This window comes from Shewanella sp. YLB-07 (assembly GCF_009377275.1).
The window spans coordinates 590,901-606,388 of record NZ_VOQB01000001.1; the positions used below are offsets into that span (position 1 = coordinate 590,901).

At 42.9% G+C, this 15,488-nt stretch carries 11 protein-coding genes and 1 other RNA gene; 6 read left to right on the forward strand and 6 right to left on the reverse strand.

Annotation, left to right across the window (positions count from 1 at the left end):
* Positions 1–91: 91 nt before the first annotated feature.
* Entirely contained in the window at positions 92–1,462 is a 1,371-nt protein-coding gene (locus FS373_RS02430) for an SLC13 family permease (RefSeq protein WP_152828978.1), read from the reverse strand.
* 398 nt (positions 1,463–1,860) lie between these two features.
* On the opposite strand from FS373_RS02430, the gene FS373_RS02435 reads away from it, so the two are divergent.
* From FS373_RS02435 to FS373_RS32665, 3 genes are all read left to right on the forward strand, one after another.
* Positions 1,861–2,178, forward strand: a complete 318-nt coding sequence (locus FS373_RS02435) for a ComEA family DNA-binding protein (protein WP_144047262.1) — start codon at positions 1,861–1,863, stop codon at positions 2,176–2,178.
* 149 nt (positions 2,179–2,327) lie between these two features.
* An RNA gene (gene ffs, locus FS373_RS02440) (signal recognition particle sRNA small type) lies at positions 2,328–2,424 on the forward strand.
* Positions 2,425–2,561: 137 nt separating this feature from the next.
* Positions 2,562–2,642, forward strand: coding sequence for a hypothetical protein (locus FS373_RS32665; protein WP_416221750.1), 81 nt, complete (start codon positions 2,562–2,564; stop codon positions 2,640–2,642).
* A gap of 163 nt (positions 2,643–2,805) precedes the next feature.
* Here FS373_RS32665 and FS373_RS02445 read toward each other — a convergent pair whose 3' ends face one another.
* The 5 genes from FS373_RS02445 to dinG form a co-directional block, all read right to left on the reverse strand.
* On the reverse strand, positions 2,806–3,075 hold the full coding sequence (locus tag FS373_RS02445; protein ID WP_144047261.1) for a late competence development ComFB family protein: 270 nt from the start codon (positions 3,073–3,075) through the stop codon (positions 2,806–2,808).
* A gap of 209 nt (positions 3,076–3,284) precedes the next feature.
* Positions 3,285–3,983, reverse strand: coding sequence for a DUF2057 domain-containing protein (locus FS373_RS02450; RefSeq protein WP_144047260.1), 699 nt, complete (start codon positions 3,981–3,983; stop codon positions 3,285–3,287).
* A gap of 9 nt (positions 3,984–3,992) precedes the next feature.
* Positions 3,993–4,667 (reverse strand): primosomal replication protein, encoded by a 675-nt coding sequence (locus tag FS373_RS02455; RefSeq protein WP_144047259.1) that lies wholly within the window; start codon positions 4,665–4,667, stop codon positions 3,993–3,995.
* 2 nt (positions 4,668–4,669) lie between these two features.
* Positions 4,670–5,443: a sulfite exporter TauE/SafE family protein gene (locus tag FS373_RS02460; protein WP_144047258.1), complete on the reverse strand. Its 774-nt coding sequence runs from the start codon at positions 5,441–5,443 to the stop codon at positions 4,670–4,672.
* A 9-nt stretch (positions 5,444–5,452) separates the two neighbouring features.
* Complete coding sequence (gene dinG, locus FS373_RS02465; RefSeq protein ID WP_152829103.1) at positions 5,453–7,525, reverse strand: ATP-dependent DNA helicase DinG; 2,073 nt, start codon at positions 7,523–7,525, stop codon at positions 5,453–5,455.
* A gap of 131 nt (positions 7,526–7,656) precedes the next feature.
* Here dinG and FS373_RS02470 point away from each other — a divergent pair, with 131 nt between their 5' ends.
* From FS373_RS02470 to FS373_RS02480, 3 genes are all read left to right on the forward strand, one after another.
* Positions 7,657–10,092: a DNA polymerase II gene (locus FS373_RS02470; protein WP_152828979.1), complete on the forward strand. Its 2,436-nt coding sequence runs from the start codon at positions 7,657–7,659 to the stop codon at positions 10,090–10,092.
* Between the two features lie 229 nt (positions 10,093–10,321).
* Positions 10,322–11,521 (forward strand): porin, encoded by a 1,200-nt coding sequence (locus tag FS373_RS02475; RefSeq protein WP_144047257.1) that lies wholly within the window; start codon positions 10,322–10,324, stop codon positions 11,519–11,521.
* 621 nt (positions 11,522–12,142) lie between these two features.
* Positions 12,143–14,962 (forward strand): TonB-dependent receptor domain-containing protein, encoded by a 2,820-nt coding sequence (locus FS373_RS02480; protein ID WP_185976855.1) that lies wholly within the window; start codon positions 12,143–12,145, stop codon positions 14,960–14,962.
* Positions 14,963–15,488: the final 526 nt, after the last annotated feature.

The following is a 15,488-nucleotide window of genomic DNA, read 5'->3' on the forward strand; positions in this document are numbered from 1 at the left end:
CCAATCGACATTTGTCCAATTTCATTATGGAGCCTATATAAAAAAGCCGCATCATGTCATTCATGAAGTGGCTTTTTTATAAGGATAATGCCTAGAAACTCCAGAAAGTATGAGCAACAACGTATAGGACTAACATACTGATAAAGTTGATTATCACACCCGCACGCATCATCTCTGACTGCTTGATAAAACCTGAGCCGTAAACAATGGCGTTGGGAGGAGTCGCCACTGGCAACATAAAGGCGCAAGAGGCTGCAATACCAATAAGCACAGATATCATGATAGGGGATAACCCCAGTGGTTCGGCAATTGCTGCAAATACAGGTACTAGTAATGCGGCACTGGCTGTATTACTTGCAAACTCGGTGAGCATCACTACAAAGAAGATGACAGCTAAAGTAAATAATGCCATATGTGTGTTACCGAAAATATCAGTAACCCAGTGTGCCAGAAACACACTAGTGCCAGTGGCTTTTAAAATTGCACTTAATGTTAAACCACCACCAAACAAGATCAAGACCCCCCAGTCTGTGGTTCGCTCAATCTTCTTCCATTCAACCAGACCAAGACCCGCTAACGTGACGACTGCGCCGAGTGCAACCACAGTATCAAACTGGGCAATGCCTCCAAGTGCTTGAGCGATAGGCTTACTAAATATCCAGCAGCAAACTGTGATAATAAAAACCAGGAGAGTTAATTTACCCTGAAAATTCAGCTTAGTATCAGAAGTCGGTATTTTACATATCACCGAAAGATCGGGCTTAAGGAACAGATACAAAGCAATAAGCATACTTGGTAGCATCAAGGCGACGGTGATCAAGCCAAATTCTAGCCAATCACTGAAACTTAAACCAACTTGTGCAGCGGCAATGGCATTAGGAGGACTGCCGACTAGAGTCCCTATACCGCCGATATTGGCTGAGTAAGCAATACCAAGAAGCATAAACAGATAAGTGTTCTTATGCTCTTTGAAATCAAGCTGCTGTAGAATTCCCAGTGCCAGAGGCAACATCATGGCTGCGGTTGCAGTATTGCTTATCCACATAGAGAGTAAAGCCGTTATGCCAAAAAGTAACATACAAGCAATGCTAAGTTTTCCTTTCGAGGCGGTTAGCACCTTTTGTGCTATGAGTTTATCTATTCCTTGATGGTTCAGGGCCGCTGCTAGTACAAACCCACCGAAGAAAAGGTATATGATTGGGTTAGCGAAGTTACTCATCGCCACTTTGGTTTCAAAGACGCCGAGAACAACAGCAAGAATAGGGATTAATATTGCTGTAATACTGATATGAATCGCTTCAGTTAACCACAAGATGGCAGCGAAGATCAGAATTGATAAACCAGTATTAATGCCTTCTTCGAAGGGAAGAAAGTTATACAGCATGATAAAAAGGACAATATCGGTGAATAATATGACCAGTTTTTTCTGTGGGGCACCGGTATTTTTTTTGATCTGTTCCATCTAAGTTCGACCTTCTTTCTCATTATTATATTTAGCACACACTAACCTAGACGAGGACTTCGGCATAATAATTTGAGGTGTATCTTTGTTACATTCAAGTAGAAATGATTGAGTGACAGGTATGGTGTTTTAGCCATTTGTGTGACAAGTCTTACGGCGCTCTGATCGAAAAAATATGTGATTGAATTTCAAATTTGCACTCACCTTCTTAAAAGCTTGTCAAAATGAAAATTTCCAAAACTAAAAACTGTGACACCCGTCCGGTTTAACTTCTTTTGGGTTGCCGTTAGATCTAAAAATGGCAAGAAGTGAGGGCTTGATCTACATTTAATGAGTGGCTAGGGATAAATGGATTAACGGCTGCATATTAACGGAATAATACTCAACATGGAGTTACTATGAAAAGCACACTCGTATCTGCGACACTTATGGCTGCAATTTTTTCACTCAGCGTCTACGCTGGTGAGGTTTCTAGCCAATCGAAAACGACCCATCAAAATGAAAATGCACGCCAAGTTCAACAGCTTAATGTCAATATCAACACATCTTCAATAGAGGAATTGGTTTTACTTAAGGGAATAGGTGAATCAAAAGCGAAAGCGATTGTCGAATATAGAGAGACTAACGGCAAGTTTAAGGTGATCGGTGATCTTTCAAATGTGAAGGGTATCGGGCCTAAGCTTGTTGAGAAAAATAGGGTATTTCTAAGCTTATAGCTCAGATCTATAGACTATCTGTTTATAGAAACAGCAGTCAGCAGTCAACAAGACGATAGTTGCTGTTTAGGACTTGATTGCTCGGCGGGCTTAGTAGATAATGCTCGCCGTTCTCTGAGGTATTTTACTCAAAGAAAGCAATGGTGACCTTAGGGTCCCCTCGCAATGATAACTTGTGAACTCGGCCAGGCCTGGAAGGGAGCAACCGCAGCAAGTGACTCATGTGCCGGGGTGTGGCTCTAGGGGAACCTCCAATCTCCTGGTACATCAATATCCTATACATCAATAGCTTACGTCATAATCACCTCTGGTGGTACATTTCGTGAGAATCAGTTCAGTACAAACTCTCCTTATTTGCTCCAATCTGGTTATGGTATGCGCGTATAGTCGTACCTGAAATTCTGCGTTCTAGTATTGGCAAGCGCGAGCTGAGAAAGTCATTAGCCACCAAAGACAGATTTTAAGCTGCTCGTAAGTCACTGCAAGTATTGGTCAACTTTATAAGAAGATGCAAGGGAGCACTGCAAGTGACTAATGTACTGATGTGTGGCTCTAGGGGAACCTCCAATCTCCCCTAGTTCATCCTTTTCTATTTCAAAATACTTCTTCAGTGACTAACCATTATTTTCAGCTGTTTTTCTTATGCAAGTTAGCCTTGAGAAATGCTCTCGATTTCTCCAATGCGGTTTGGATTTCAGATCTCATTTCGGACAGCTCACTGTAATCCTCAAAAAAATAGGTATCGACCAGATGCCGTATATAGCGAACCGGGAGCTGGTTTAGAGTGACACAACAAAGATCTGCCAGATAGTCTTCCGGTAATTCATCGAGTAATCCTTCATCGGACAAGAGTTCCATAAGAAGGACTTCGTAATAGTTTCGAATTTCTAATTGCATGCAGATGCTCCGTGACAGTTAGTGTCTAATAAGAAAGATAGTTTAGTTTGCAATCATATTTATATAGCGGCAATAGAAAAGTGCAATATCTTCAAAGATAACTTTAGCGCTAATTCGGCATTAATGCCTCTCACCTCTACTAAATCCGGATACAAAAACGCCAGCAAGTTATGCTGGCGTTTGGCTTTTATGCGAGATGGACGCTGTATTTATAGCTGCTGAATGGCCCAACCCATAAACTCTTTACGGGTCTTATCATCGGCATGAAGCCACCAGTACTGCAACATCTGTTGGGCATGCTCGCCTTTATCGGCTTTATTCCCTGCAGCCGGAACCATTGGCATAGCATCAATTGGGGCCGGGATACTGACTGGAGCCGTCGGTGTCGAACTTGCCGAGGCTGCAATCACAGCTCCACCAGTAGCAGCAGTCGTTATCGCTGCAATGTCTTGTTTATTTCCGCCACCAAATAGGCTAGTCACGAAGGAGTCTTCGGTGAAGTCTGTTTGAAGGACCTTATAATTTACAGTCCCCTTGTCAGTGCGGGTGATCACCACCTGCGGAGATTTAGCGAAAGACTTAGGTTGTTTTACGATGTCGCCATCGGCGGGCTTCAATGTGTACTCATAGTCGCCATCAACTGCAAGGGTAACGATGAAGGGAGATGACTTGATAAAGCTTTCACTGTCACTGAAATCATCTTGAACCATATCATGGTAACGGATCGCAATCTTGTGTGTGCCCTGGCCTAATTCAAGATCTGATTTATGGCTGAATAAACTGCTTTCGACTTTCTTACCGTCGATGGCCAGATATTCAAATGACATTGGGATATTCAAATTAGCTGCCAGGGCCGAAGATGAACCCAGCAGAGCCAAGATTGCGGTGATAGACATGAGTGACTTCATTGTTGCTCCTTAACGATTAAAAGGCTTATAGTTTTGAGAGAATGGACGCTCAAACGCTTGAATGCGATCTTCTATATAGCTGATGGCTTGTCGACACTTTCCTAGTCGTCGATGAACCAACAGGATCTCATTTTGCATCTGGATTTTGTCAGCACTATGACAGTTATTCAGTTGTGATTGCAAAATGAGGATTTTCTGTTCAAATTTACTCACCCAATTGAGATGTTTGTTGAGCTCTGCATACAGTTGGTGACTATTATGCATGACTCCGGCGGCGATCCAATTGAAGCCGCTCTCATCGTGGGACTTATTTCTACGCCTCTTTGCTTGGGCGACTCGAAAAGCTCTTTGCTGCGATGCCGAATTGGCCCCTAATGAGGTGGTATTTAGCGCTCTTCTTACGGCGGTAAACCTATCTTGGATACGTTCACAGCTCAAGGCTATGGTATGGGTAGATATGTTACCTTTTATCAGCTGACCTAGCTGCTTAATACTCTTGTTTATCTGTTCTATACAGGGCGCAAGCTTAGCGCCGGATTGGATAAAGAGTTGGTCGTTAAATCTGTCGGTATCTCTAAGCAGTTTCTGCTCTCTCTTGGGCAAATTAGCATCGTGTTGAAGCACGTCCTGCTCTAGCTGCTTCAATTGGACTGATAACTGCCTTAGGAGTTCATTCGTATTCATAGTTAGACCCATGCATCCCAAGCTAACTTTGCCGCGATCAACAATACCAGAGTGATAAATGCGGGTCTGATAAACTGGACGCCGAATTTTATCGCCGTTCTTGCACCGATAAAGGAACCTAGCATCATACATAGACCCATTGAAAGACCGATAATGACATTCACTTGCCCAAGTGTGAGAAAGATCACTAAAGAGGTGAGATTACTGGTGAATGTCATTGCTCTGGCTAAGCCACAGCTGTGAAGAAGCGGCAGCTTATGGTAAGTGGTACTGGTTATAGTCCAGAATGCGCCTGTACCAGGCCCGGCGAAGCCATCATAAAATCCAAGTGGAAAGCCTTGGAGCCATTGCTTAATTTTAGACGCTGGTTGCTTAAGTGGTGTGAATGTATTGCAGCCCATGGCATTGGGTTTGAGTAGCGTGTAAATCGCAATAATCATGATCATCAGTGGTAGCAGTTTTTCTAACCAACGGCTATCGATAAGAGAGACGATGAAGGTGCCAGCTATCGCGCCGAAAAAAGTGGCTATAAAGGTGTAGTACCACAACTGAGGCGTGAATAGGTTTTGTTTATAATAGGTATAGGCAGCCGTAGAAGACCCAAAGCATGCGGCTAATTTATTGGTGCCCAGTGCCGTATGAGGATTGATGCCCAAAGCGAGAAGGGCCGGAATAGAGAGTAAACCTCCACCTCCCGCGATGGCGTCGATAAAACCTGCGAGTAAACCGATCCCGGCTAGAATGGCCCAAGTGCTGGGTTCAAACAGTAAATCCAAAAAAAAATCCTACTCAATTACGCGTCTGAAGGGGGGGAGTGCATCGAGCAGTGATTTTCCATACCGTTTAGTGACTAAACGTCGATCTAAAATCGTGATACGTCCATAGTCTTGCTCGTTGCGTAGTAATCTACCACAACTCTGTATTAATTTGCGCGAAGCATCGGGGATTGTCAGCTGCATGAAGGGATTTCCGCCTTTTATCTTGATATATTCCGCGTGAGCCTGTTCGACGGGAGAGGTGGGCACCGCAAAAGGCAGTTTTGTGATGATCAAGTTAGTCAGGTAATCGCCCGGTAGATCTAATCCTTCAGAGAAGCTACCTGTACCGAATATGATACTAGGTTCATCGTTATCGCATCGTTTCTTATGGGCCGATAAAATTTCTTGTCTGGAAATAGTGCCTTGGATCAGTAAGCCTGTTTTGATCTTACTCTCGACCATATCGACGACCTTCTCCATCTGCCAATAAGATGCGAATAAGACTAAGGTGGCCATCTCACCTTCAATCAGGGCTAAGATCTGCTGGGCGAGTTCTTCGGTGAATTTTTCGTCCGTAGGCTCATTGTTCATCTGAGGCAGAAACAGGGTAGCATTCTGTTCAAAGTCGAAGGGCGAGTCCATGGCTAGAAAGCGGCTACCGTCGTTGAGTGACAGGCCAACTTGATGGGTGAAATGATTAAAATTATTTAAGGCTCGTAAAGTCGCGCTGCAAAGCACCACACCTGCGGCCTTATCCCAAAGTAGCTTTTCTAACATGAAGCCGACTTCTATGGGGGATGCACTGAACAGGTAATCTGTCTGTTTACCGGTTAATATTTCAATCCAGCGTGCCATAGGAGCCCCTTTGGGGTGATCTTCCTTCGCCATCATCTTCCACAGCTTCTGGAGATTTTCCAGCTTCTGCAACATGAAGCCCGTTTCTGTGAGCAGCTGTTCGGCTTGATGTTTTGGAATATCGCCATCTTTTATGGCTTCACTGAGCAAGGCTAACATCTTATTGAACTGCTTGAGGGCCGTAGTCGATACCGTGGCTAAGTTCTCTGCCTGGATAAGCAGCGCCTGGGGTAGCTTGCCATGCTCGAAGCGTAAACGATTCTCAGGATTGTCGAACCTGTGTGTTTGACTATCACAAAAATGAGCTATCTGAGTGAGTTGACCCGTAAGATCGGTAATATGGTCCTGCATTGCCTGCGCCGGGCCTATGATGTGGTTACTCTTTATTTGGTTTTGTAACTTGCTACAGGTCTTCTCTATTTTCTCCAGCCAGTCGACTGCGCCCCTGAGTGTGGTTTGTGCGCTGGAGAAGTCTCTGGCAACCATTGGCAGGTGGTGAGCTTCATCTATGATGTAATACACGTCTTCGGGATCGGGCAGAATGACTCCACCACCTAGTTCCAGATCGGCAAACAAGAGGCTGTGGTTAGCGATCAACACATCCCAGTTATCGATATCTTCACGTGCTTTATGGAAAGGACAATTCCTGTGGCTGGCGAGTTGTCTGTGACAGCTGTGTTTATCACAAGCTATCTGCTGCCATAGGTGGTCGGGGAGCTGTTTGACTAAGGTGTCACGCTCGCCGTTCCATTTACCTTCATGGTACTGCTTCAATAATGTCTGCAGCAGCTTTATCTGGCTGTTGTCGGGTTTGGTCTGCCACATCGCCATCTGAGTGCTGTTATCGGATCCGATTAACATCTCTAATTTAGATAGGCAAACATAGCGTTGCCGACCTTTGACTAAACCGAAGGTAAAGTTTAGCTCAGATTGCTGTAAAAAGAAGGGCAGGTCCTTGTGCAACAGCTGCTCTTGCAGGGCTACGGTCGCAGTGGCGATACAGACTTTTTTCTTACTGGCCAGTGCCAATGGAATAGAGCCTAATATGTAGGCTAATGATTTACCTATCCCTGTGCCAGCTTCGACCACGATAATTCGCCTGCTTTTATCGTATTCACCGGCTAAGGTCTTAGATATTTCGGCGACTATGTAGTTTTGCTCACGCCTTGGACGAAAGTCAGGCAAGGAGTTTGCAATACCTTTATATATGGAGCGGATCTGTGTTTTTACGTCGGCCGATAGCATAGGTATATATGGAAGAGAAATAGAGCTGTACATAATAACAGTGATTGCATAGCCTTAACTACTCTAATTTTATATTATTGAGTTAAATGTGATCCCATTTTCATCGAGTCCTTGTTTTGGATAGACAAATTATGTCAGTAAAGCCCTCTTTAGAGCTCAGTGGAACCTCATCGGTTAAGGGGCGGATTCTTTCTCGCCATACGGTGCAGCATTCGGGTATGGCTTGGCTGCATTATTATATTAAAACCACCGATGGCCCCGTTTTAGTCAAAGTTCCTCATGCTGAATATATGTGTTTCTGTGCAACATCTGCTGTGCCCAGTCTGCAAGCATTGCCGCAGTCAGCAAAACTAAGACTGGTGGATCTGCCGCTTAATAACTTTAATAGCGACCCTGTCACCGCCATTTATGCGAGCTCATCACAAGTATTCAGACAGGTGATCAGAGGCGCTGTCGATCTCGGCATTCCTCTGTTTGAAACTGATATTCGTCCAGAACACAGATACTTGATAGAGAGATACATAGCGCTGGATGTAGAGTTTATCGGTCAATTCGATCCTCAAAAGCAGGGAGGACTGGCCAGTTTTACTGCCACTCGAGCAAGAAAAAACTCTGTTGATATCCAACTTCAAGCCATATCTCTCGATTTTGAATGCAGTATGTCGGGCGAGCTTTACTCGGTCGGCCTCTACGGCAAGACATCAAATGACGAGTATAAGAAAGTGATCATGGTGGGCTCACCTTGTGAGATAAGCAGCGATACATCGGCAATATCTGATGACCAAGCTGATTATATAGAGTGGGTAGCTGATGAGAGAGGACTTATCCTCAGTTTAATTGATTGGTTTGCAGAGTATGATCCTGACATCATCATAGGTTGGGCCGTGGTGACGTTCGATCTGGCGCTTGTTTATAGAAGAGCAAAACTACATGGGATCAAGCTTGCAATCGGCAGGGGAGGCGCTGAACTGAGCTGGAAAATTCCGGATAAGTACCGTCCTGAGACTCTTTCTCTGCCCGGCAGAGTTGTGTTAGACGGCATTGATTGGTTAAAGGCGGCATTCTATCGATTCGATAGTTTCTCATTAGAGTCTGTTGCACGTGCCTTGCTCGAGGAGGGCAAAGCATTGCCCAGCGGTAAGAAGGGGGTTGAGAATCGAGGAGAGGAGATAACCGAGCTATTTCATCATAATAAAGCAGCGCTCGCCCACTATAATTTAACCGATAGCCGCTTGGTGTGGGATGTGTTCAAGAAAACCCAGTTGTTTGAGTTTGCTTTAGAGCGTTCTAGGCTGACCGGGTTAGAGCTCGGCAGAGTCGGCGCCTCGGTAGCGGCATTCAATAACTTATACTTGCCTCACCTGCACAGGGCGGGTTTCGTTGCCCCCGCAATGGCTACTAGCCAAGGATTAGAGAGTCCGGGTGGCTATGTGATGGATTCTATCCCCGGCCTTTATAAGCATATCTTAGTGCTCGACTTTAAGAGCCTTTATCCTTCCATCATCAGAACCTTCTTAATCGATCCTAAAGGACTTATCAAGGGACTGTCGGAACCTGAAGCAGATAATGTTGAGGGTTTCTTGGGAGCAAAATTTAGCCGGGATTCTCCCATATTACCAGAGCTGATTAAAACACTCTCGGAGCATAGGGAAGAGGCGAAGAGCGAAAATAATGCGCCGCTGTCACAGGCCATAAAGATAATTATGAACTCTCTCTATGGCGTATTAGGCTCCCGTGGTTGTGTATTCCATGATGCCAGGCTTGCTAGCTCTATTACCCTAAGGGGTCATCAGATAATGAAACAGACACGAGCCTGGATTGAGGAACTTGGCTACCAGGTCATCTACGGCGATACCGATTCAACCTTTGTCTGGCTGGGGAAAGATCCGACGGATATCGATGTCGATAAGATAGGTAAGGGCTTAGTTGAAACGATTAACACTAGATGGAAACATAAGTTAGATAAAGAGATGAATTTAGCGTGTCATCTAGAGTTGGAATTTGAATGTCATTATGAGCAGTTTTTTATGCCAACTCTCAGAGGTTCTACTGAAGGGTCTAAGAAACGATACGTAGGTGCTTTTACTAATCATGAAGGAGAATTGCAGCTCGTCTTTAAAGGAATGGAGCAAGTGCGCAGTGACTGGAGTCCGCTTGCCAGACGTATACAAGAGGCACTCTATTACCGGCTATTTTCTAAAGAAGATGTGATGGCCTTCTTACAAGAGGTGGTCAATGACTTGATGCAAGGCAAGTTGGATGAAGAACTCGTCTTTAGTAAGCGCCTGCGTAGAGATATTGCCGATTATACGGCTAAGTCATCTCCTCATGTTAAGGCGGCGAAAATGATGTGCGACTTTTCAGGCTCTGAGCGTTTCTCAAAGAGGGGGACTAAAATTGAGTACCTTATGACACTCAACGGCGCCGAACCGGTTAAGTATCGTCAATCTATTATTGATTATCATTACTATTTAACAAGGCAGCTTGCCCCCATCGCCGAACCTGTTCTAGGTTTGCTCGATAAACGCTTCTCGGACATCAGCTCTAAGCAGATGTCGTTAATTTAGTGAGTACTTTCTTAAGATTGTTCTGCTTTTATGTTAACAAATGGTTTATCGTCTGCTATAAAAAGGTTTTCTTGGTTAAAATGATGAAAAAACAGGTGGTTTTTGTGACTTTCGTCTTTGAGCGATAACTAATCTTTTGCTAACCTCAGCTGCAACTAGGAAGACAAAGAACAATGGAATGACAAAAAATAGAACCAAGCAGACTGAAAACATAAAGGTTAGACATCACATGAAAAGAACTTTAGTAGCATCGGCATTGGCAGCCGTCATATTTGTCCCGTCAGTATCGGCAATTGAAATCTATAAAGATGACAAAAACTCAGTAGAGATCGGCGGTTGGATGGATGCCCGCATCATCAACACTCAAGGTGCTACAGAGGTGGTAAATGGTTCATCACGTATCAACTTTGGTTTTACCCGTGACATGGATAATGACTGGAAAACATTTGTAAAACTTGAGTGGGGTGTAAACCCATTTGGTACTAGTGACATTGTTTACAGTAGCGAGAGTAACTTCGAATCTCAAAGTGGTGACTTCCTTACCAACCGTCTCGGTTATGCAGGTCTTGCACACGATAAGTATGGTTCACTCTCTATCGGTAAGCAGTGGGGCGTTTGGTACGACGTAGTCTATAACACCAACCTGGTAAACACTTGGGATGGTAATGCGTCGGGTACTTACACTTACAACAAGGCCGATGGTGCAGTAAACGGTACTGGTCGTGGTGATAACACAGTTCAATACCGTAATGCATTCGGTGATGTCAGCTTCGGCCTGCAAGTGCAGCTAAAGCAAGATAGTTTTGATCTGATTGAAGATAATTCTTTAATGTTCCCGACAGCTGATAATAGCGTGATGATCGGTAGCCCAATGGCTATTACGGGTGACTCTTTAGGTACAATTGAATACAACAATACTGTTGGTGGCTCTATCACTTATGCTGCCACAGATATGCTAACGCTTACTGCTGGTTTTAACTTAGGTGAGTTTGACGGTACTTTGGAGTCTGGTGAAGGTATCTCTGAAACAGACTACATCTATGGTGCTGGTTTGACTTGGGGCGGGTTTGAACAACCTGGTTTCTATGCGGCGATTAACATCAACAAGAACGAATTCCATGATACAGATAACATTGGTCGTTTAATGCCTGATGCTGTAGGTCTTGAATCACTGTTCAGCTACAAGTTTGATAATGGTCTTAAGCCTATCTTTGCTTATAACTACCTAAAGGCTGGCGACGCTTATGAAGCACTTTATAATGATGGCGAGTTTAAGCGTCAGTTTATTGTAGCGGGTCTTCACTATGTGTGGGATGAGCAGACAATGCTTTACATCGAAGCCCGTAAAGACATGAGTGACTTCAATGTTGCAAACCAGACTCCAGATGAGAGTGATGGCGTGGCAATCGGCATTAGATACTACATGTAATAAGCTGGCTACTTAGCTTGTTGTAAACGCCCTATACGGGCGTTTTTTTATGTGCGAAGAATACTTCATATGGGTAAATATTCTTGTGTAATTAACCAACCCATCAAATATATATGACTACTATCTCCTAGACTCTATTTTCCAGATTGAAAAACAAAAACTGACAAACCGTACATTAAAGTTTACGTAAACGAGAACTGTGGTAGAGAGCTAGAGTCGACATATACAAGTTTAATTATGTCAAAACACTCTTAATTTAATCTTGTTATGAGGGGAATGAAAAATTCAAAAGCGATATCCATGTTTTCTCGTGACTCTAATGTGCTGTTTTTAAATCGATAATTAATAATGTCGAAAGTTAATCCCTTCTTCTTGTTCATTCCTTCTCTTACCGCTGAGCATTTTACTACAACTCTTGTGAGGATTTAAATCAGCTTATAAATCTTTATTGTATACAAAATAATCAATAAACTGGAACGTCTGTGAAAGTTAGCGTGTACTTGTTGATTAAATGTTTCATGTGTGGTCTTATTTGTTTGCGAATGTATTCCAATGTAACGATTTGTGTTCATTCTAATGCATTTAAAAAATATAAAAAATAAGAGTCCAGGGAGAAACAACATGTACAAAAATAGCTTATTAGCTAATTCAGTGCGTTTCGCACTAATTAGTGGTGCTGCAGCAACAGCAGCAATTACAGCTCCAACAGCTTTTGCGGCTGATGAGTCTGCAAACGTAGAGAGAATTTCAGTAACGGGTTCACGTATCAAACGAGTAGATATTGAAGGTGCCAACCCAGTTACAGTAATTGAAAGAAGTCAGCTTGAAGATCTCGGTATCACTGATATCGGTCAGCTAATTCAAAAACTTCCAGCAATGAACGGTGGTGTGGTTACTTCGACGACAAACAATGGCGGTTCGGGGGCTGTAACTGTAAACTTACGTGGTTTGGGATCAATTAGAACTCTAGTCCTTATTAATGGTAAACGTACGGTTGATGGTGGTGACTTTCAAACTATTCCAGCATCTATGATTAAGCGTGTTGAAATTCTTAAAGATGGTGCTTCTGCTATTTACGGTGCAGATGCCGTTGCTGGTGTTGTAAACATCATTACTCGCAATGATTTCGAAGGTGTTGAAATTAGTGTTCAGCGAAAAGAGTGGACAGAAATCACTGATGGGGCCGCTAACGATTCTGTTTCATTAATCGCGGGTAAAGCTTTTGACGGTGGTAATATCGTTTTCGGTGCAGAGTACAACAAGCAAGAAGGCGCTGTACAGGGACAGTACGAAGGTGTTAAGCATTTCCAAGAGCCTCTGCACGTAGGGGATGTTGAAGATTTTGAAAAGAATGGCCTAACTGATGATAACTCTGTTTTTTGGGGGTCTTCACGTATTCCAAATGGTCGATTCTTACCTAATGGTGCTACTGGCGGACAAGTTTTTGATCCTAGTCTAGCTGGATGTAGTGGTAGTGTCCCTGCATCAACGAGTTGTTTCCGTGATGCAAATAATGATTTTTATAATTACTCTCCAGTAAACTACCTACAAACCCCGTTTGAACGCATCAACGTCTTTACTGAAGGGAATTTCGAAATCTCTGATTCTGTGAGATTTGAAAGTGCAATTCGTTTGAGTAATCGTAAATCTATTCAGCGTTTAGCTCCAATGCCTTATGATTCTCGATTTGATCCAGGTGCAAATGTGAGAGATGCTGACGGTAATGCTGCTCAAGGTATTTCAGCCGACAGTTATTACAACCCATTCGGTGTAGATGTAACAGATGTTAGACGTCGTGTTACTGAAAGTAACCGAGAGTTCTCACAAGATGTAACTAACGTTCAAGCTGTTGCAGGTTTCTCTGGTGAGTTCGCTGAGGTTTGGGAATGGAATGCCACTTATAATTGGGGCTACCGTACACGTACAGATATAGATAAAGGTCAGTTTGTTGCTGCAAACATTGCTAATGCATTAGGTGCTTCTTTTATGGACACGGATGGTGTCGTAAAGTGTGGTGAAGCTGGTGCGATTATCGAAGGTTGTACTCCAATGAACATGTTTGGGGAAGGAAATATTTCTCAAGAAGCATTGGACTATGTTGAAGCCGACCTCACAGATACATACAATACTCGTCAAGATGTATTAACTCTTAACCTCACTAATTCAGAACTGTTTGAATTACCTGCAGGTTATGTTGGAATGAGTGTAGGTTATGAATATCGTGATGAACAGTACACTTATTCACCTGACTCGGGTAAAGCGAAAGGTGCAGTTTCAGGTAACAAAGGAGCGGGTACTGAAGGCGGTTACCGTGTAAACAGTCTCTTTGGTGAGTTTGTTGTTCCTATTTTAGCTGGTGTTCCGGGTGCTGAACTCTTAGAAGCTAATGTCGGTGTTCGTTATGATAACTTTAGTTCATTTGGTGGTAATACTTCGGTACAAGGTTCACTGAAGTATATGCCGATTTCTAGTTTACTTGTTCGTGCTACAGCGGGTAATGTTTTCCGAGCTCCATCTGTAGATGAGCTGTTCAGCTCGCCAGCCGATGATTTCGACCAAGCTGTCGATCCATGTAGTACGATTAACTACGGTGGCTTAAGTGCTGATGGACAAGCACGTTGTATGGCATCTGGTGTAGCTGCTGGTGGATATGAGCAAACCGATACTCAGGTTCGTGGTCGTTCTGGTGGTAACCCAGAATTGCAACCTGAAGAAGGTGATACATTTACGGTTGGTTTGGCATGGTCTCCAGAGTTTATTGATGGTTTTAGCTTAACCGTTGATTACTGGGATATAGAGTTAACTAAAGGCATCGATGGTTTAGGTGCTCAAGCGACTATGGATCTGTGTTATGAAGAAGGAATTGATGAAGCTTGTGGTCAGATAAATCGTATGCCAAGTGGTAATATCGATACAATCAATACTACCAACCTTAACCTTGCAGACGAAAAAGCGACGGGTTTAGATACTGAGATTACTTACAGTTTTTCTACTAGTATTGGTGATTGGCGTACAAGCTTAAACTGGACGCATTTAATTGAGCGTGAGAAAACTGCATATGAAGGTGCTGATGTAATTGAATTGAATGGGCGAATCGATACTTCTACTGCAAGAGATGTTTATCCAACTGATAAAGCTAATTTCTTTCTCAATTGGGGTTTAGAAGATATTTCGATTACTTATAGTGCTGAATATATATCTTCAATTGAGTCTCCATATTTCTTCTTCGATGAACAAGACCAACATATTGAGTCGCAGTTGTATCATGATATTACGGGTTCATATATTTTCCCAACTAATACAAAGATAACTCTTGGTGTAACTAACATTACCGATGAAAAAGCTCCATATCTTGATCAAGGATTTAACGCTAGCACAATCCCTGAAACTTATAGAGTTAATGGTCGTGGTGCATTTGTAAGAATATCGCAAAAGTTTTAAATAATTAAGATATAGATTTTAATTTTGTAATGCCTATCGGTGATCACTGATAGGCATTTTTTATATTAAAATGTCTCTAGAATTACTTCAGTATCTCTTTGTCAGATGTGTAACCGATATTTTGGTTATGCACCACTAGTTAGCCATTAAACAGGCCTACAAACTATTCTCATGAACAAAAACAACAATTGAATGCAAGGTTAAAGCAAATGGTGGCGATTAATAGGCAACGTTCTCCAGTAATACATCAAAGAAGAGTTTAATCTCGGTAGTTTTTGGTTTCAAAATAAGATGCTGATTCTTCTACTTCAGGAGTACAGTAATGAGACAATATTTAAAATCGCTCTTCTAAATAGCTGAGCCTGCTAGTCGTGCAGTCATATGTATGGATAGTAAATTTGGACATAGATCTGCCATGGATGATTTTTAAACCTCTCTATTTTACCACTTCCCATTCTGACCTATCTTTCTACACTGTTTAACCAGAGAATATTTTGGAGTGTAGATAAAAAGAGAGACAATATTG